Raw genomic sequence first — 17,681 nt, 5'->3', positions numbered from 1 at the left:
AGTTGAGTGCGGGATGCTCAACCTTTGCTGTGTTCATCGGAGGTCGGCCCTGTGCCGCGTTTGATCCCGCGCGGGCCAGCGATACCCCAAATAGCTAGCCCCACAAGGGGAAACACCACGATCAGCAGTGCCCATAGCGCCTTGGTCGCATCGGATTTGTCGCTTCTGAACACACTGACAATGGCCCACAAGTCAACAAACAGGAGACTCGCCGCGATCGCGATCCAGAAGTACATCGCTAGATCGTTCATATTCTTGTCTCCCGTGCGTTACACGTAGTCAGGGCCCAAGGTTCCGGCAGCAGCCCCGGGGACGAGGATGACCTTGCGGCAGTTGTCCTGTTTCTGGTCGAACATCTTGTAGCCCAGAGCCGCTTCTTCCAGAGCAAGACGGTGGGTGACGATCAGTTCGGGTTGCAGGCGCCCGGCCTCGATGTGCTCGAGCAGCTCAGGCAGGTATTTCTGTACGTGGGTCTGGCCCATCTTGAACGTCAGTCCTTTGTCGAAAGCGTCACCGAACAGAAAGCCGTGGATGAAACCGGCATAGACTCCTGGAACGCTGACCACACCACCGCGTCGAACTGCTGCAATGCTCTGACGCAATGCTTTGCCGCTGCTGCCTTCGATCTTCAGTGCGGTCATTACCGTTTCGGTGGTGCTCCCCTTGGCCTCGAAACCTACGGCATCAATGACCGCATCCACGCCACGCATGCCCGGCGTCTGGCGAATGATGCTGTCGGCGGGGTCGTCATCCTGCTCGAAGTTGATCGGGATAACGCCGTAGGTATCCTGGGCGTAGGCCAAGCGGTAGTCGTTGTCATCGACCATGAAGATCGTCTGGGCACCGAGCATTCGGGCGCAGGCGGCACTTAGCAAGCCGACCGGCCCAGCACCGTAAATGGCCACGGAAGAACCCCGGCCAATCTCGGCGTTGATGACCGCCTGCCAGGCGGTCGGCAAAATGTCGGAGAGAAACAGCACCTTGTCGTCGCCCAGGGTGGTGGGTACCTTGAAGGGCCCGACATTAGCCTTGGGCACCCGCACGTAATCGGCCTGGCCCCCCGGTACACCACCATACAAGTGGCTATAGCCAAACAGGGCGGCGCCCGGTGGGATGCCTTTCTTGTTGATGATCGAACCGCGCCCGGTGTTGGTGGTTTCGCAGGCGGCGAACAGGTCGTGCTGGCAGAAGAAGCAACTGCCGCAGGCGATCACAAAGGGGATCACCACGCGGTCGCCAATTTGCAGATCAGTCACGCCTTTGCCGACGTCCTCGACGACGCCCATGAACTCGTGGCCGAAAATGTCGCCGGTTTCCGTCTGCGGGATCTTGCCGTGATACAGATGGAGATCCGAGCCGCAAATGGCGGTGGCGGTCACCCTGAGGATGATGTCATCCGTCTCCTGGATGACGGGGTCAGGGACGGTATCGACTCTGACATCGTTGGCTCCGTGGTAGGTCAGTGCTCTCATCGTGATCAACTCCTGCAGCCGCATGAATGAATAATGGGTATGCAGGTGAAGGCATTATGGGCAGCAAAGTTCAGAGCAATAAACCGGGCGGCAGGGTATGGATTTCTTCAGTGAAAAGCGCTGAGCAATCACCTCCCAACTGGTATCGAATGATACTCCCTGAAGGCTTTAGGTTCTTCACGGTAAGCAAAAACCGCTGCCTGCCGTTGCCGTTGCTGTCTACCAACGACTTCATGAGGCCAAGTTGAGGTCTTGCGCAGGGAGGTGGAGCCCATGGATGGCCGTGAGGGCGGAAGCAGCCAGTGGTGCCGCCACATCGGGTGTGCCCCGACAATTCATGGAGAACCAAACTTTAGCCGTCAGATTGTTCTTTAGGAGGCACCTGACCTTCCGGCCAATCTTGAGCTCATTCTCGTCCCGCGATGAGCACTGGCGCACAAGCATACCTACGCAGTGAATGGCTCGTGGAAGCTCAGATTTGCTGCGTTGGCTTGCTTGACTTCACAGACTGTCCGGGTCGCCAAAGAACATTTGGGCATCCATGCTAATCAACAAGTTATGAGCGGGAAATTGAATTTGTACCCCCAGAAGTACCCCTTTCTGTAGTGGTTACGAGTGGACGATAGTGGACGCACTGAAGGGCGGTGTTGAACGTGCTATCACTCGCCAAAGCGTGCCGCTTACGCTTTGGGCTCGTCCCAGTGGCTACGCGTCGCAGCAGTCAGCGCATCCCAGTCATCAGGAGGGTTGCCGCGGCCCAGCATTTTCTCGAATACGGCGTAGGGATCGGATTTGCTGCCTGCGGAGCGTAGGGTATTTTCGTCGTTGACCCATGCATAGACGATTACCTTGGATCTCGAGTCGTAGCGAAAGAACAGCCGAAAGCGCCTGCCGATTTTTGCCCGCCGCCAATGTCGGTAGGCGGTGCCCAGCGTGTTGCCTTGGCGGAACTCATCACGGCCAGGGTCGGCCGGCACAGCCTCCATGATCAGATGGCTCAATGCCCGGAACAGCTTGACGTTGGCGTTGCTCTCAAAACCTTGCGAGTCGTTCTGCTCGGCTCGGGCGGCGGCTTCTTGCAATTTGCGTAGCTGTAGAGTCACACCTTCATGGAACAACAGTGTCCAGCCATGTCGCACCATCAGATCGCGACCTCGCCGTCGATATCTTCGTCCAGGTTTACAGGGTGGTTTGCGTTGGCGAGCATGGTTTGCGCCAAGTCTTCCGGCAGGGGGGTGAGATTGCGGCCGCCTCGGATATCAGCCTCCAGCAAATCCAGGAACGCACCGATGGCAGGGTCTTCGTGGGTGGTTTCTACGCGGCTGACTACGATTTCACCCCCGCGTACGTCGAATGCAATTTTGCCACCGGTGTCAATGCCCAGCAGTTGGCGAACGGATTTGGGCAGTGTGACCTGACCCTTCGAGGTCAATGTCGCGATTTCGTGGATGGCAGGCATGAGCGTTCTCCCGGATGTACATATTCAATGGTAAGGAATAATCCTTACATGGTCAATCTTGGTTTTCTGCTGATCAAGCATAGGCGGGGAGGACGCTCAATAGCGCCGCAGGATGTGTGACACCACTTCCAGGGACATAAGAGGTTTCTCGGGACGGGCTCATCCGGAATGGTGGTTGCCGTGCGTACGGTTGATGGCCGCAGAGGGGCAACTGGACGAATTGATGTCACTCGCAGCGTCGATGGGTGACGGCTGGCGCAAGCATGTGGTCAGCGATGCCTGCCTCCGAGCTGCGGCTCAAGTCAATGTCAGCATTGTCGAGCGTCCCGACTTCATTGAGCTCTCGACGACACCCTATGTTGCTGCTATCAGGGCTGGCTGCACACTGTCTGTTACGCCCTTGAGTGCGGATATCCCGATTGATTGGCTGGAGCTGGACTACCGTAAACGGAGGGTGGGGCTGGCGAGGTTAGTACACCACTGGTTTTTCAGTACCGTGCATTTGAGTTTTTGCATGGCCGCAGAGGCGCAAACTGAATTCAGCATTGTACGCGCACCAGTTTATGCGGATCGAGAAAACATTACAGACTTCCTGAATGCCCTCTCGGGCGTCGCGACACAGGTTGCGAATCGCTGGTGGCGAGGAGAGTTTGTGGATTTCCATGACCTCTATGAGTTACTGGAGCCGCTCGAGTACCGACATTTTCGACAAAGCTACGACTGGCAATCATCGGCTGATGATTTTCGGGCAGCGCTGCATCGCGTGGCCTGTGATGTCCGACTCGGCAGCATCCTGTTAGGCCATGACGTCGAAGCTGATCTGACGGAGGCTACGTTGTCCGCCTCACGGACCTTCAAGTGGTTCGATGCCGTGTCCTTCCGTGAGCAGTATGCCTCTGGACGTTTGACGAAGATGTCCCATGAGGCCGCCGCAACCTTTGTGAGATCCCAACACGAGCTTTTTGATGCGGAAGTTCGTCAGGAGACCAGCGTGCATTTGCAGACGCCGCTGCAACTGTGTGGAATCGCCGTTGCGCATGGTTTGGAGGACCCCGCGCGTGAACTATGTCGACAGACCTGGGAGCTGGCAACTGGCTTTTCGCATCGCAAAGACCCGACGTTGAGCAAGACTCTTGATGCGATAGGCTTCCTGGTCGACCCCGCGCCAGAGGCTGCACGCCAACTGCTGGCGCAGGTGGCTTCTCAAGTCCACTCGGTGCTCGACTACACGGACGGCAGTGGTACCCGACATGTGTTGGCCGAGGCAGACGTGTTGCTGGCCAAGCTGACTCCTGCCGCATTAGTGACCAAATATGAAGAGCATGTGAGTGCGGGGCAGTGGACTGCGGCTGAGAATAGCCTGAGTACCTACATTGAGCAGGGCGTGAAGTCTGGCTGGCAGCTTGACGCGCTGATGCGCACAGGGTTGCATCCGAATGTTGGCAACGTGCTGCAGCGCCTTTCCAAAGAGGGTATTCCGGGTGCCGCTGAGCGACTGCAGGAACTCATCGCTCACGGAGGATGGGATATCGGTGTGCTGGATCGCGAGGAGCATACTCGCTCTAACACCGATCAAAAACCTTTTGATGGTGATGTCTCAACCTTCGAGCCCGAACAACTGGAGGCTTTGCTGGATCGTCTCTCGGGTCGTGGCTACGACGACGAAGCGGTGGTCCAGGACTGGTATCGGTACTGGGAGGGTAAAGGTCAAGGGAAGCGGCTTCTCGAGGCGCTCGATGTTCCGTTGTTGTCGGCCCGGGGACTGGGCCGTGGTTTACTTCATATGTCCGGTCACGCCTTCCACACCCGACGCAAAATGAGTGGTCTGAAGGCGGCTTGGAAGTATCTCGTGGAGGCACAGATCAACAGTGGCGGGTGGATGAACTTCATGGAGGGCGAAGAGAAGACGCTGGCACGGTTGGACCTTGTGAAGAAGCATTACCCGAAGCGGTGCGACGAATTCGTAAGTGAAACGACCTATTCCATGTTCGGTGAGCCAGAGCGGCCGCGATTGGCTCCGGGCGAAGCCATGGTCTATTTCTATGCGAAGCAAAAGCGCATTGATGAAGCGGTCGCATTTGCGCAGGTGATGGTCGATTGCGTACTCGAAGATACTCGAACGCTACCCCTGACTGTGCCGCGCTGGGGAGTCGAACTGGCGACAGTAGACCTTCAGGAGGAGTGATGGACGATCTTCGAATTCTCATTGCTCGTCTCGGATGGCCAATACCTGCAGGCCGATGGTGGACAATGCAGGAGTTGGCAAAACGACTGGGCGCCCCTGCCACAGCGGCAGAAACCGAGGCTGCGCTCCTGAGATTGCTGAACTCGTGCAAGCTTGAGGCGGAAGTCGTCGAGGCGCTTTGCATTTTCTGGATTGCTGCGGCGGTGGACGGATACGTTGCCAATCTGGACTTGTTGAAGCGCACACCCAAACCGTCCCTGCTGTCCAACCTGTTCTTAGAGGCCCTCGGTTTTGAGGCGCAGGCGCTCGATGTCGACCTTAAAGTGGCGCCTCCAGACTTCGAGATCCCCGCTGACTTCGATGGCATGCAGGGGCTGCAACTGGCCAGGAACTTACGAACGAATCTGAGCCGGCTAGAGAATCGGACCTCGCTCCCGCTAGTCCGCCAGATGGCGTTCGAATGGACTCAGAACCAGACGGCTTATCCTGAGTCGCCCATGCAGGGGGACTTCTGGCACTTTGCGCAGTCGCTGGGCGAAGGATTCGTGGGGCCGTACTCGAGTCGTGCCGCCCTTCGTGGGATTTCTGCCTATCTGCGTAACCTTGGTGGTTGCAGAACAGTTGGGGGGGGCTGCCGGCCGGCGTCGTTCGCCATTACGCGCTTAAAGCACTGCCCGTTCATCCAGCGCTGGCTGCGCTGAGTCCGTCACGTCCCGCATGGGGGCTGATGCGGGGGGACTTCAGTGGGGACTCAAAGGTGATTGAGGAAATCCTGCGAGGTGTCGTCGACCGCGTTGCGGCCGAGCGGCCCGGCGATGAGTTAGTTGCGCTCAGCTCTCCCGTAGAGATGACGATGGGGCGTTGTGTTGAGGTAACGCTGGTGCGTTGGTTGCAGGTCGGTGAACGTGAGGTGGCGGATCAGGACTTGGCAGTACATATCGATACCTACTGGCACGACATGCCTACGCTGTCGAGCGTTCCTACGAAGCCGCTCGACGGAAAGATATGGCTGCGTAGAATGCCTATTGATGAGCTTCTGGAAGACCCGTCGGCGTCTTTGCCTTTGGCGGGACGGGTTGACTTTGATCGCATGGGATACCTGCAGCTGAACCTCTATCCATCTAGATTATTTGTGCCTACTCTCGTGCAGACTGCTCAAATCGAGGTGCGCCAAGAAGGCGGTATGCTTGAGGTCCTAGATGGCGAACAAGTGGTTGCGGATTATTCCCATTGGAATGCGGGCTGGGGGCCGGTGCGGCCGACGCAGCTGAGTGGGGCCTGTGGTGCAGCCTTGGTGTCGCGCGGAACGGCCTACCGCGAAGTGCCGGCCTCTGAAGGCCAAGCGGTTCGGTCATTCTATCTCTGGCAAGTTCGGATACTTCAGCGGGACAGCACGCTGGAAGCGTTCGATGAGGTGTTGAAGGGCGGGGTCTTCTTTGTCTAATCAGCTGTCGCTTCCACGCTGACGGGGTAGGGCGGCACTGATACCGCGCCGTGACGCCCTTGAGCTGGGCGACCAGTCAGCGCAAGGCTGACTCAGTCAGTCCAAGCGAACGAGTGCCATCGATACTGCTGTAGCTTTGTTCTAGGCACTGTACGAAGAGAGATGTTTTAAACATCGCCGGCAGCAGGCCAATGTGACCATGGCGAGATGACTTGTTGCGAGTTTGCAGTAACGCTTGGCCAGCCGGCGGTGCTCTTTCAGCCAGCCCAATAGACGCTCGATGACATCCCGCTCCCGGTACTTGGGCTTGTCGAATAGCCGCGGGAGGCCGGGCTTCGGCTTGCGTTTCATGGCTCGGTAATCTCTGGCCGTTGGTTAGCGTCGATAATCCTACGCGCCAGGTCTGTTGGAGCAGACTGGTTTTCGAAGGTGGTGAGCTTAAGCGGCGGTCCTACTCTCGGGAGCACTCTGGAAAGCGAAAAATCACTGCGAATACAGTCTTTGGCACCAAGAGGAACAGCGTGGTTGGCAGATTACCGAAAGCGCTGAGCATCTTCGGTTGGGGGCATCCTTTTCAATCCATCCAAAGCATGCCCTCAAATATGCCCCAAATGTAGCAATTAGCTGGAACTAAATGGCTTTTTGAGGCTAGAAAAACGCAGAATGATCAGCTAACAAGCATGCGCGAAGCCCCTAAAGGCTCTCAGGGTCGCCAAAGAACATCTGTATCCGCGACCTTAACCACCGCTCCGCAGGGTCATTATCCTGCGCTCCACGCCAGGCCATATGCAACTCAAAGCTCTGCACGTCAATCGGCAGATCCTCGGCCCGCAACCCACCGCCTGCTGTCAGCACTGCGGCGGTGTAATCCGGAACCGTGGCAACAATGTCGGTCCCGCCCAGCAAACTCCCCAACCCATTGAACTGCGGCACCGCCAGCACCACATGGCGCTTGCGGCCAATCTCATCCAGCGCTTCATCGATGAACCCGGACAGGTCGCCAGCGAACGACACCAACGCATGCGGCCGGGCGCAGAAGTCGTCCAGGGTGATGCTGCCGGGCATGCTGTCCGCGCGCAGCAGCTTGGGCTTGCTGCGGCGCAGCACCTTGCGCTTGGCGTTAGCCGGGAGGTCGCTGGTATAGCTCACGCCTACCGAAATTTCGCCTGACCCGAGCAGGGTCGGCATCAACAGGTAGTTGACCCGGCGCACCACCAGCACGATACCTGGCGCCTCGGCGCGGATGCGTTTGAGCAGCTGCGGCAGCAGGGCGAATTCGGCGTCGTCGGACAAACCAATGCGAAACACCGAGGTGCTGGTAGCCGGGTCGAACTCGGCGGCGCGACTGACGGCGGTAGAGATCGAGTCGAGCGCGGGGGAGAGCAGGGCGAAGATTTCCTGAGCACGCGCCGAAGGCTCCATGCTGCGGCCGGTACGCACGAACAGCGGGTCGTCGAACAGATTGCGCAGGCGCGACAGCGCAGCGCTAATCGCGGGCTGGCCGAGGAACAGCTTCTCGGCGGCGCGGGTCACGCTGCGTTCGTGCATGAGGGTCTCGAACACGATCAGCAGGTTGAGGTCTACACGACGCAGGTCGTTACGGTTCATCGATGCGCTTAGCCTATCGCCAGAGGTGGGCAGGGGTGAATCTTACGGCCAAAGGCTGTTACCCTGCACCGATTTCCGGGAGCCAATCTGCGATTTTGCAGGGGGCCCAATCAATGACAGGCATGTCGACTATTAATCACCACTGATGGTCTAACGGTGAAAGCCCGGATAAAGTTCGTGGTAATACGAGATTCACACAGGCGAGGTATGCGATGTCCCGCATGATCCGATTCCACTCCTTCGGCGCCGCCGATGTGCTCCGCATCGAGGAGCAGGGCGCGCCGTCGCCCGCTGCCGGCGAGCTGCAGATCCGCGTCGAAGCGATTGGCGTCAGCTGGTATGACGTGCTCTGGCGGCAGAACCTGGCACCGTCCAAGGCGCGCTTGCCAGCCGGCATCGGCCAGGAAATGGCCGGCGTGGTCACCGCAGTAGGCGCTGGCGTCGACGATATAGCCGTTGGTGATCGGGTAGCGAGCTTCCCGGCCACCAGCGCCAATGATCATCCGGTGTACGGTGACGTTATCGTCTTGCCGCGCACGGCGATCACCCGCTACCCGGACATTCTCTCTCCGGTCGAAGCGAGCGTGCATTACACGCCCTTGCTCATTGCCTACTTCGCCTACGTTGATCTGGCGCGGGCCAAAGCCGGCCAGACCGCGCTGGTCACTGATGCCAGCCATTGCGCCGGGCCGGCGTTTGTCCAGCTGGGCAAGGCGCTGGGCTTGAAGGTGTTTGCTGCAACCAAGGACCCGGAACAGCGCGAATACCTCCTGGGCCTGGGCGCTGACAAAGTCATCGTCACTGAGGAGCAGGATCTGCTCATGCAGATCGGCAAGTACACCGACGGGCGCGGCGTGGACATGGTCCTCGACGGCCTGGGTGGGCCGCAAATGTCGCTGTTGGGCGATGTTCTGGCGCCGCGTGGCAGCCTGGTGCTGTATGGCTTGCAGGGTGGCAACCAGACGCCATTCCCAGCGTGTGCTGCGTTTCAGAAGAACATCCAGTTCTACGTGCACTGCATCGGCAACTTCATCGGCAAGCCGGAGCTGGGTATCAGCCAGGACCAGGTTGCCTTGCAGCGCGCGCTACGCGATATCAACCAGTTCACGGCTGATCAGTTACTGACGCCGCAGATCATCAAGGTGTATCCGTTCAGCCAGGTGGTCGAGGCTCATCGCTACATGGACGAGTGCCCATGCGGTGGCCGGGTGGTGCTGGACATGGGCCAGGTTTGAAACCTGCTGCCGCCAGGCTGGCGGTAATCAGTCCCACCTTTGAGAGGGCCGCATTGCGGCCCTTTTTTGTTGTTGATTGCGGCTAATTCCGTATCAAAGCGTTACTTCGGACAAATCCTACACGTGTTAAGTAAATATCCTACAGCTTACCCTGTCGCTGAAACTTCCCCGTCTAATTTACGATTGAGCTGCTTGATTGTTGTGCTTGCTTGCCGATGGTTTTCTCGTTAATTCTTGGATGAAGAGTTTATTCCCAGAGCTGTGACGTTAATCGCTCAGGACGAACTCATTAGCTTGCAAGGCTCACAGCACGCGCCGCAGTCACAGGCGCTCAGGCGCTGGTCCGGAGGAGGGGCGAGCGAGCGCTTGCGCCTAGAGGATGTGAAGCTCAGCAACTAAGCCATGGTTTCGCAATTGCTTGTGGGAAATTTCCCAAAAGTTTATCGACACAGTGAGATTACCCATACTTGGTAGTTCGAGGATGAGTGATCTGAAACAGGGAGTGCCGTCATGAGCAATATCCATGAAGAAGCGTTGGAATATGTCTACACGCAAGTGCTTGATCACTTGATGGAGCATATGTCGCAAGCACTGCGCGCTTCGATGCAGCTGCTGATTCAACGGCTTATGGTCGCAGCGGGAGGGGTTGACTGTCTTGGCCAGTTTCAACTGCTGGTGATTCACGGCGCAGACCGTGACAGCGCTTTGTTGCTGAGCACGCTGCGCGCAGCTCAGCTGACCATCGCCCAGCGTGCGCCGCAGACGTTCAGGCTGAAAGTGCTGGTTGCCTCGCTGCCGGCGGCCAGCGAGGCCGTGCTGGACTATCACGAGCGGTGTTTCAGCACCTTGTTTCTGCAGGACGATCCGCGCGTGGAGTTGCTGATGATCCAGGGCCAGCACCTGGTGCCCTTCAGCCGCAGGCCGCAAACACAGCACGCGGACTGGATACCGACCCGCGATGCGTTATTGCTGTTTGGTCATCTCAATGGCGGCGCGCCCGAGGCGCTGCTTGGCAGCCGCCTGCATTTGCAGATGGCCAGCGCGTGTAACCAGGTGCTGAGCGATGCGCAAGGCGTACTGGCACTGATCACCCTGCTGCCGCCCCGCCAGCGGTACCGTTACCTGGCGTGGTGCCGGCGTTGTTTGCGCCTGGCTGATGAGCCCGGCTTGCACCCGCTCTCGCTGGATATCGCCTACCTGATCAGGGCGCTGGCCTGGCTGCATGACGTTGTCGCTACGCCGTCGCAAGCTGCGCTTGCGCCTACTGATAGCAGCGATGGTGCGTCCTTGCAGGTGATCGCAGTTGGCGACCTGCTCGATCAAAAGCCGGCAGACCTTGAGCTCGAGCGGCTGTTGAAAGCGCCCCTCGTCGCGGCTGAGTGTCTGCCACCGCTGGCGGTGTGTTTTGAGGTGGATGCCTTGACCCAGCTTCGCCAGTTGCGCGTGCGCATTGTCCAGCGTCGGGTCAAGGGCGCAAACCTGCGGCTGGGCCTTAAACCACGCACAGAACAGGCCGCCGACGAAATGGCGCAAGCGCGTCTGATGCAGGTGCTGGAACTGACCGAGAAGCAGTTGATCTGTTTGCTGCATGCCCCATTTGCCGGTCACGGTGCTGGCCTGGTGAGCTTTATCGAGTGCTATCATCCGGGGATGCTGGTGGCCATGCCCTACCTGCATCGGGCCCTGCTGGGCAAAACATGCCCCGATGGCGTCCTGCATTGGCTGGTCGAGGCAAGCGGCATGAGCCTGGTGCAGTTGCGTGCGGTGTATGGGCGGCAGGTGGGGCAGCCCGCCAGGCGCATGCTGGAGTACCTGGCCCGACGCGACATGGCCCTGTGCTTGCTGCGCAGTGCCGATGAGCTGACGACCATTGATCAGGAGTGCTTGCCAGGATCGGCTATCTGTATGTATAACCAGTAGCTGTCCCCGCTGCCTGACCCGTACCGTGATTGCCCATTCCGTCGATGATCCGCTCTACTACCTGCATAATTTTCGCCAGGTGCTGGGGTGGGTCGCCCAGCGTTACCACGATCTGCTCGATGAATCCGAGCACACTTTTCTGATTGCGTTCGAGCGCCTGCCGCAGCCCGCTCAGGCGCTGCTGGTACGAATGGTGATGCGCAAAGGTGAGCTGTTTCGCACTGACAAGCTGACCTATGCCGAGATTGGTGATGCCCACTCAGCCCTGCGACCGCTAGTGGATCTGGGTTGGATCTGCGAGCGCGCACCTCTGACCCTTGAGCAGTTGTTTGCCTTGCTGCGCAAGGACGAACTGGCAGCATGCTTTGCCGCGCAATTGGCCAGGCCTCGAGCAGCCAAGGCTGATCTGCTGCTGCAGCTGCAAGCCCTGCAACTGGAACCAAAGCCGCTGTCCCAATGGTTCGCCGGCTTTGACGTGAAGGTCATCCACTGGCGATTGCAGCCGCTGTGTGATCGGTTGCGCCTGCTGTTTTTTGGCAACCTCTATCAGGATTGGTCAGACTTCGTGCTCGCCGATACCGGCGTGCTGCGCTTTGAGAAGGTCCCCTTCAGTGATGACTCGCGCGCCCTGCGCAAACGTGCCGAAGTCGACCTGGCCATGGCCCTGCATCACTGCGCCGAGCGCCTGGAGCAGGGCGAGGCGCCGGCAACCTTGCTGGCGGAGCTCGATGGCCTGCACAGTGACAACCCCTGGCTGGCGCGGCGGCGCTCGCGGTTGTTGTTCAGCGTTGGTCAGCATTGCGAACGCCTGGCCGAATGGGAGCTGGCATTGGCGGTCTACGAGCAGAGCCGGCACCCTGAGGCACGTATTCGCCAGGTGCGTGTACACGAGCGCAGCGAGCAGTGGAGCAGGGCGCATACGCTTGCGGAGCAGATGGCCAGTGCGCCTGCCAACCCGCTCGAAACGCAGGCCCTGGCGCGCATGTTGCCGCGTCTGGCGCGCAAGCTCGGCGGGCCATCGACGCCGCGGCGGCGGGCTGGCGCGGTTACCCTCCTCGAACTCGAACTGCCCGCCGAGATGGCTGCGCTGGGTGTCGAGCGGGCCGTGCAGGAGCACCTGGCACAGGAGGGTGGCTCGGTGCACTACGTCGAGAACACCTTGTTCAACAGCTTGTTCGGGCTGCTGTGCTGGGAACCGATCTTCGCGCCCGTGACCGGGGCATTTTTTCACCCGTTTCAAAGCGCGCCGCAGGACTTGCATGACGCTGACTTTCGCGAGCGCCGCAGCGCGCTGTTCGACAGCTGCCTGGGGCGGCTCGATGATGCCAGCCATGGCGAGTTGATCCGCGCGTGTTATCAGGCCAAATATGGCCTGCAGTCGCCGTTCGTGTTCTGGTCGATGCTGCCCGCGGAGCTGCTTGAACTGGCCCTGAGCTGCCTGCCGGCAATGCATCTGAAACAGTGCTTCCTGCGCTTGCTGCAGGACATCCGCAACAACCGCACAGGCATGCCTGACCTGATTCAGTTCTGGCCGGAGCAGGGCAGCTATCGCATGATCGAGGTCAAAGGACCGGGCGATCGGCTCCAGGACAATCAGCTGCGCTGGATCGAATTCTGCCGCGAACACGGCCTGCCGGTTACCGTCTGCCATGTGCGCTGGGCGGCTGTCCAGGCATGAGTTATACCGTCGCCGTGCGCGCCTTGTGCGAATTCAGCGCCAAGGTCGGCGACCTCGACCTGCGCTTTACCCCATCACCCACTGCGCAGGAGGGCATCGCCGGCCATCGCCGGGTAGTGGCACGCCGCAAGGTGGGTTATGAAGCTGAAGTCAGCCTGCAAGGCCAATACCTCAGCCTGCAGGTGCGTGGCCGCGCCGATGGTTATGATCCGGCGCGCAACCGCCTCGAAGAAATCAAGACCCACCGCGGTGATCTGGCGCGCCAGCCTGCCAACCATCGACAGTTGCATTGGGCGCAGGCCAAGGTCTACGCCTGGTTGCTGTGCCAGGCGCGGCAGTTGCCCAGCATCGACGTAGCGCTGGTGTATCTGGATGTCGACAGCGACCGCCAAACGCTGATCAGCGAGCACTACAGCGCAGCAGACCTGCAGCTGTTTTTCGAGGTTCAATGCCAGCGCTTTCTTGCCTGGGCACAGGCACAGGAGCAACGTTTGCAAGCGCGCGACCAGGGCTTGCAGGCAATGAGTTTCCCCTACCCGCAGTTTCGCCAGGGCCAGCGCCAGTTGGCCGAGACACTGTACAAGGCCGTCAGCACCGGTCGCTGTCTGATGGCCCAGGCCAGTACCGGCATCGGCAAGACCCTTGGCACCTTGTTTCCATTGCTCAAGGCGGTGGTGCCGCAGCAGCTCGACAAAGTGTTCTTCCTGACCGCCAAGACCCCGGGGCGGGCACTGGCCCTGGATGCCCTGCGCCAGCTCACCGCTGCCAGCCCGCAGTCGGCTCTGCGCAGCCTTGAGCTGATCGCTCGGGACAAGGCCTGTGAATATCCAGGCAACGCCTGCCATGGCGAGTCGTGCCCACTGGCCAAAGGCTTTTACGATCGCCTGCCGACTGCCCGCGAGGCCGCTGGCGCTGTGCCGCTGCTGGATCGCGAAGCGTTGCGCGAGGTCGCGCTGGCGCATCAGGTGTGCCCTTATTATCTGGGGCAGGAGATGGCGCGCTGGGCTGACGTGGTAGTGGCGGACTACAACTATTACTTTGATGCCCACGCATTGCTGTTTGGCCTCGCGCAGCTCAATCATTGGCGCGTGGCAGTGCTGGTGGACGAAGCACACAACCTGGTCGAGCGTGGTCGGGCGATGTACAGCGCCAGTTTCGATCAGGGCCAGTTGCTGACGCTTCGGCAAAGCAAACCGCAAGGGCTGAGCAGCGCGCTGGATCGGCTCAACCGCCAATGGAATGCCCTGCATAAAGACCAGCGTGTACCGTATCAAGCCGGCGAGCGCCTGCCAGAAGCCTTTATCGGGGCGTTGCAACAATGTGTTGGCTTGATCCAGGAGCAGCTCAACCAATCGCCGCTGGGCATTGATCCGCTGCTGCTGCAGTTTTTTTTCCAGGCCCTGCAGTTCACGCGCATTGCCGAGCTGTTCGACGAGCACTTCCTGTTTGATGTCAGCGTGCGTAATGGCCCGCGTAACAGACGCCTGAGCACGCTGTGCCTGCGTAATGTGGTCCCGGCCCGCCTGCTTGGGCCGCGCTTGAGCGCTGCGCGCAGTGTCACGTTGTTTTCTGCCACGCTCAGCCCTCGGCATTACTATGCTGATCTGCTTGGGATGCCGGCCGACACGGCCTGGCTCGATGTTGCCGCGCCGTTCCAGGCCGAGCAATTGCAGGTACGCATCATCAGCCAGGTGTCGACGCGTTACCGCGAACGGCAGGCGTCACTGGCGCCTATCGTCGAGCTGATCGCCGAGCAGTACCGCAGCAAGCCTGGCAACTATCTGGCCTTTTTCAGCAGCTTCGAGTACCTGCAACAGGTGGCTGCACTGCTTGCCGAGCGCTATCCGCAGTTGCCGCGCTGGGAGCAGGCCAGCGGCATGGACGAAGCTGCGCGCGAAGTGTTTCTGGCGCGCTTTGTCCCGGATGGCGAGGGCATTGGTTTTGCGGTGCTTGGCGGCGCATTCGGAGAGGGCGTCGACCTGCCGGGGACCCGCTTGATCGGCGCATTTGTTGCCACGCTGGGTCTGCCGCAGGTCAACCCGATCAATGAGCAGTTCAAGCAACGCCTGGGCCGGCAGTTCGGCGCCGGCTTTGACTACGCCTATCTGTACCCCGGCGTACGCAAGGTAATCCAGGCCGCAGGGCGGGTCATTCGTGGCGATCAGGACCGCGGCGTGTTGCTGTTGATTGACGAGCGCTTTGCTGAAACACGTGTTCAGCAGATGTTTCCCAAATGGTGGCAGATAGCTAGCGAATAATCCCGGCAGGCCCCATCGCAGGGCATTGCAACTCCCAGTACACTGCGTGTTCCAACACTCACATTCGTTGAACTCGAGGTTTCTGCATGACGCTCAGTCCTTTGGCAGGCAAGCCGGCTCCGGCCAGTGTGCTGGTCGATATTCCCCGCCTGTTGACCGCCTATTACACCGGCCGCCCTGATGCGTCCGTGGCAGCCCAGCGCGTGGCCTTCGGCACCTCGGGGCATCGCGGTACGTCGCTTGAGTTGAGCTTCAATGAGGCGCATGTGCTAGCGATCACCCAGGCCATCTGCCTGTACCGTGCGCAGCAAGGCATCGACGGGCCGCTGTTCATTGGCGCCGACACCCATGCGCTGTCGGCGCCGGCGGCCGCCAGCGCGCTGGAAGTGCTGGCCGCCAACGGCGTGCAGGTGATGCTGTCCAAGGACGATGAGTACACCCCAACGCCTGCGGTGTCGCACGCGATCCTTTGTTACAACCGCGGCCGCCAGAGCGGCCTGGCAGATGGCATTGTCATTACCCCGTCGCACAATCCGCCGCAGAGCGGTGGGTTCAAGTACAACCCGCCCAATGGCGGGCCGGCCGACAGCGACGTGACCAAGTGGGTCGAGGCCAAGGCCAACGAACTGCTTGGCGCAGACCTGGCTGGGGTAAAGCGCATGGACTATGCGCAAGCGCTGCGAGCGCCCACTACCCAGCGTCACGACTACTTGGGCAATTACGTCGCCGACCTGGAAAACGTGATCGATTTCGAGGTAATCCGCTCGGCCAACCTGCGCCTGGGCGTCGATCCGCTGGGCGGTGCCGGGGTGCGTTACTGGCAGGCGATTGCCGACCACTACCAATTGAACCTGGAAGTGGTCAACACCGAGGTCGATCCGACCTTCCGCTTCATGTGCGTCGACTGGGACGGGCAGATCCGCATGGACCCGTCTTCGCCGTACGCCATGCAGGGCCTGATCGGCCTACGCGACCGCTTCGATGTGGCCTTCGCCTGCGATCCTGATCACGACCGCCACGGCATCGTCACCGCCGATGGCCTGTTGCAACCCAACAACTACCTGGCCGTGACCATCGACTACCTGTTCCGCAACCGCCCGCAATGGCGCAGCGATGCTGCAGTGGGCAAAACCGTGGTCAGCAGTGGCTTGATTGACCGCGTAACTGCAGCGCTTGGCCGCACCCTTTACGAAGTGCCAGTCGGTTTCAAGTACTTTGCTGCGGGTCTGTTCGACGGCTCGCTGGGCTTTGGCGGCGAAGAAAGTGCCGGCGCCTCGTTCTTGCGTCGCGACGGATCGGTCTGGGCCACGGACAAGGACGGGCTTATTCCAGCCTTGCTCGCTGCGGAGATGACTGCCCGCACCGGACGTAACCCGAGCCAGGTCTATGCCGACCTCACTGCGAAGCTGGGCAAGCCCTACGCAACCCGAGTCGAGGCCAAGGCCGATCCACGGCAGAAAGCCCTGCTGAGCAAGCTGGCTCCCGAGCAGGTGACGTCTACTGAACTCGCGGGCGAGCCGATCGAGCAGATTTTGAGCCACGCGCCGGGTAACGCTCAGGCTATAGGCGGGCTCAAGGTAATGACGGCCAACGGCTGGTTCGCTGCGCGGCCCTCTGGCACAGAAGACATCTACAAGATCTACGCCGAGAGTTTTATCGATGAGGCGCATTTGCAGCGCTTGGTCAAGGAAGCTCAGGTGCTGGTGGATGCGGCTATCGCCTGACAAGCGAGCTGAGTTGAATATCGAAAGCAGAGAAGGGGCCTTGTGCCCCTTTTTTGTGGGCGAGCCTTGCGGCCTTCAGAGAAGTGGCGTTGCCGCCAATCATCGGCAATTTACATAGCCCCCTAATCAAGGCTTTGACATTCACTGCCTAAGCAGTAATATTTGCACACACATTTGTCTGAGCTGGGGTGCAAGCCAATGTCGCATTTCAGTCCTGAAAACTTTCAGACCTGCACGATCGGCATGCTGTTGGGCCGAGCGGCGCTGCTCAAGGACCGCATTCTTGACGCGCATCTCGAGGGTGAAGGGGTTACTGCCGCGCAATTCAAGGTGCTGATCATCGTCACTCAGTACCAGGTCGACACCCCGGCCGAGCTGTGTCGCTACCTGGGCCTGGACAGCGGTTCAATGACGCGCATGCTCGACCGCCTCGAACACAAAGGGCTGATCCTGCGCAATCGCTGCCCTGACGACCGCCGTCAGGTGCGCCTGGCGCTGACCGCCGACGGTCAGCGCCTGGCCGATCGCGTGCCCGAAGTCGGCGCAGCAGCAATGAACGAACTGGTCGGCGTGCTCCAGCCTGAAGAATTGCAGACCCTCGAAGGCCTGTTGGCCAAGGTCCTGCTCAATGCCGGCGACCCTCTGACGATCCGCCGCTTCGGCGATCGTTGATCCCTGTTACGAATTCTCCAAGGTAC

The 17,681-nt window shown here is 60.0% G+C and carries 14 protein-coding genes and 1 pseudogene; 9 read left to right on the top strand and 6 right to left on the bottom strand.

Translation table 11 applies throughout. The features are described 5' to 3' along the window. Positions 1-17 precede the first annotated feature (17 nt). From HU736_RS05550 to HU736_RS05535, 4 genes are all read right to left on the bottom strand, one after another. Entirely contained in the window at positions 18-251 is a 234-nt protein-coding gene (locus tag HU736_RS05550; protein ID WP_103437539.1) for a PLD nuclease N-terminal domain-containing protein, read from the bottom strand. An 18-nt stretch (positions 252-269) separates the two neighbouring features. After that, positions 270-1,472 (bottom strand): zinc-dependent alcohol dehydrogenase, encoded by a 1,203-nt coding sequence (locus HU736_RS05545; RefSeq protein WP_186700982.1) that lies wholly within the window; start codon positions 1,470-1,472, stop codon positions 270-272. A gap of 680 nt (positions 1,473-2,152) precedes the next feature. After that, a complete protein-coding gene (locus HU736_RS05540) occupies positions 2,153-2,614 on the bottom strand; it encodes a type II toxin-antitoxin system YhaV family toxin (RefSeq protein ID WP_186700983.1) in 462 nt (153 codons plus the stop codon). After that, the gene (locus HU736_RS05535; protein WP_186700984.1) at positions 2,614-2,931 is read right to left on the bottom strand and encodes a type II toxin-antitoxin system PrlF family antitoxin; all 318 of its coding nucleotides are present in this window, start codon (positions 2,929-2,931) and stop codon (positions 2,614-2,616) included. Before HU736_RS05535 ends, HU736_RS05540 begins: the two co-directional genes overlap by 1 nt. 223 nt (positions 2,932-3,154) lie before the next feature. On the opposite strand from HU736_RS05535, the gene HU736_RS05530 reads away from it, so the two are divergent. The 3 genes from HU736_RS05530 to HU736_RS21765 are packed head-to-tail and all read left to right on the top strand — an operon-like array spanning position 3,155 to position 6,560. Then, on the top strand, positions 3,155-5,116 hold the full coding sequence (locus HU736_RS05530; RefSeq protein ID WP_225912977.1) for a hypothetical protein: 1,962 nt from the start codon (positions 3,155-3,157) through the stop codon (positions 5,114-5,116). Next, complete coding sequence (locus HU736_RS21770; protein ID WP_225912976.1) at positions 5,116-5,817, top strand: hypothetical protein; 702 nt, start codon at positions 5,116-5,118, stop codon at positions 5,815-5,817. The genes HU736_RS05530 and HU736_RS21770 overlap by 1 nt, the downstream gene beginning before the upstream one ends. A gap of 56 nt (positions 5,818-5,873) precedes the next feature. Continuing rightward, on the top strand, positions 5,874-6,560 hold the full coding sequence (locus HU736_RS21765; RefSeq protein WP_225912975.1) for a hypothetical protein: 687 nt from the start codon (positions 5,874-5,876) through the stop codon (positions 6,558-6,560). 141 nt (positions 6,561-6,701) lie between these two features. Here the strand turns inward: HU736_RS21765 and HU736_RS05520 are convergent. Together HU736_RS05520 and HU736_RS05515 are read right to left on the bottom strand one after the other, a co-directional pair. After that, positions 6,702-6,917, bottom strand: a pseudogene (locus HU736_RS05520) (transposase); the annotation flags it as partial. A 336-nt stretch (positions 6,918-7,253) separates the two neighbouring features. Then, positions 7,254-8,168 (bottom strand): LysR family transcriptional regulator, encoded by a 915-nt coding sequence (locus HU736_RS05515; RefSeq protein ID WP_225912974.1) that lies wholly within the window; start codon positions 8,166-8,168, stop codon positions 7,254-7,256. 212 nt (positions 8,169-8,380) lie between these two features. On the opposite strand from HU736_RS05515, the gene HU736_RS05510 reads away from it, so the two are divergent. The 6 genes from HU736_RS05510 (at position 8,381) to HU736_RS05485 (ending at position 17,655) form a co-directional block, all read left to right on the top strand. Beyond that, positions 8,381-9,403, top strand: a complete 1,023-nt coding sequence (locus HU736_RS05510) for a zinc-dependent alcohol dehydrogenase family protein (protein WP_101319824.1) — start codon at positions 8,381-8,383, stop codon at positions 9,401-9,403. A gap of 510 nt (positions 9,404-9,913) precedes the next feature. After that, positions 9,914-11,323, top strand: a complete 1,410-nt coding sequence (locus HU736_RS05505) for a hypothetical protein (RefSeq protein WP_186700985.1) — start codon at positions 9,914-9,916, stop codon at positions 11,321-11,323. 25 nt (positions 11,324-11,348) lie between these two features. Continuing rightward, entirely contained in the window at positions 11,349-13,001 is a 1,653-nt protein-coding gene (locus HU736_RS05500) for a VRR-NUC domain-containing protein (RefSeq protein WP_186700986.1), read from the top strand. Continuing rightward, positions 12,998-15,259, top strand: a complete 2,262-nt coding sequence (locus HU736_RS05495) for an ATP-dependent DNA helicase (protein WP_186700987.1) — start codon at positions 12,998-13,000, stop codon at positions 15,257-15,259. The genes HU736_RS05500 and HU736_RS05495 overlap by 4 nt, the downstream gene beginning before the upstream one ends. Before the next feature lie 86 nt (positions 15,260-15,345). After that, entirely contained in the window at positions 15,346-16,983 is a 1,638-nt protein-coding gene (pgm, locus tag HU736_RS05490) for a phosphoglucomutase (alpha-D-glucose-1,6-bisphosphate-dependent) (RefSeq protein WP_186700988.1), read from the top strand. 198 nt (positions 16,984-17,181) lie between these two features. Next, positions 17,182-17,655, top strand: a complete 474-nt coding sequence (locus tag HU736_RS05485; RefSeq protein WP_101323035.1) for a MarR family winged helix-turn-helix transcriptional regulator — start codon at positions 17,182-17,184, stop codon at positions 17,653-17,655. The last annotated feature ends 26 nt before the right edge of the window (positions 17,656-17,681 follow it).

The organism is Pseudomonas shirazensis (assembly GCF_014268785.2).
Classification (GTDB): domain Bacteria; phylum Pseudomonadota; class Gammaproteobacteria; order Pseudomonadales; family Pseudomonadaceae; genus Aquipseudomonas; species Aquipseudomonas shirazensis.
This window is presented reverse-complemented; position numbering and strand designations above follow the sequence as displayed.

What these genes read in the sequence shown, in the direction of transcription:
- HU736_RS05550 (WP_103437539.1), bottom strand. Translation starts at nt 251, where the DNA reads ATGAACGATCTAGCGATGTACTTCTGGATCGCGATCGCGGCGAGTCTC.
- HU736_RS05545 (WP_186700982.1), bottom strand. Translation starts at nt 1,472, where the DNA reads ATGAGAGCACTGACCTACCACGGAGCCAACGATGTCAGAGTCGATACC.
- HU736_RS05540 (WP_186700983.1), bottom strand. Translation starts at nt 2,614, where the DNA reads ATGGTGCGACATGGCTGGACACTGTTGTTCCATGAAGGTGTGACTCTA.
- HU736_RS05535 (WP_186700984.1), bottom strand. Translation starts at nt 2,931, where the DNA reads ATGCCTGCCATCCACGAAATCGCGACATTGACCTCGAAGGGTCAGGTC.
- HU736_RS05530 (WP_225912977.1), top strand. Translation starts at nt 3,155, where the DNA reads ATGTCACTCGCAGCGTCGATGGGTGACGGCTGGCGCAAGCATGTGGTC.
- HU736_RS21770 (WP_225912976.1), top strand. Translation starts at nt 5,116, where the DNA reads ATGGACGATCTTCGAATTCTCATTGCTCGTCTCGGATGGCCAATACCT.
- HU736_RS05515 (WP_225912974.1), bottom strand. Translation starts at nt 8,168, where the DNA reads ATGAACCGTAACGACCTGCGTCGTGTAGACCTCAACCTGCTGATCGTG.
- HU736_RS05510 (WP_101319824.1), top strand. Translation starts at nt 8,381, where the DNA reads ATGTCCCGCATGATCCGATTCCACTCCTTCGGCGCCGCCGATGTGCTC.
- HU736_RS05505 (WP_186700985.1), top strand. Translation starts at nt 9,914, where the DNA reads ATGAGCAATATCCATGAAGAAGCGTTGGAATATGTCTACACGCAAGTG.
- HU736_RS05495 (WP_186700987.1), top strand. Translation starts at nt 12,998, where the DNA reads ATGAGTTATACCGTCGCCGTGCGCGCCTTGTGCGAATTCAGCGCCAAG.
- pgm (WP_186700988.1), top strand. Translation starts at nt 15,346, where the DNA reads ATGACGCTCAGTCCTTTGGCAGGCAAGCCGGCTCCGGCCAGTGTGCTG.
- HU736_RS05485 (WP_101323035.1), top strand. Translation starts at nt 17,182, where the DNA reads ATGTCGCATTTCAGTCCTGAAAACTTTCAGACCTGCACGATCGGCATG.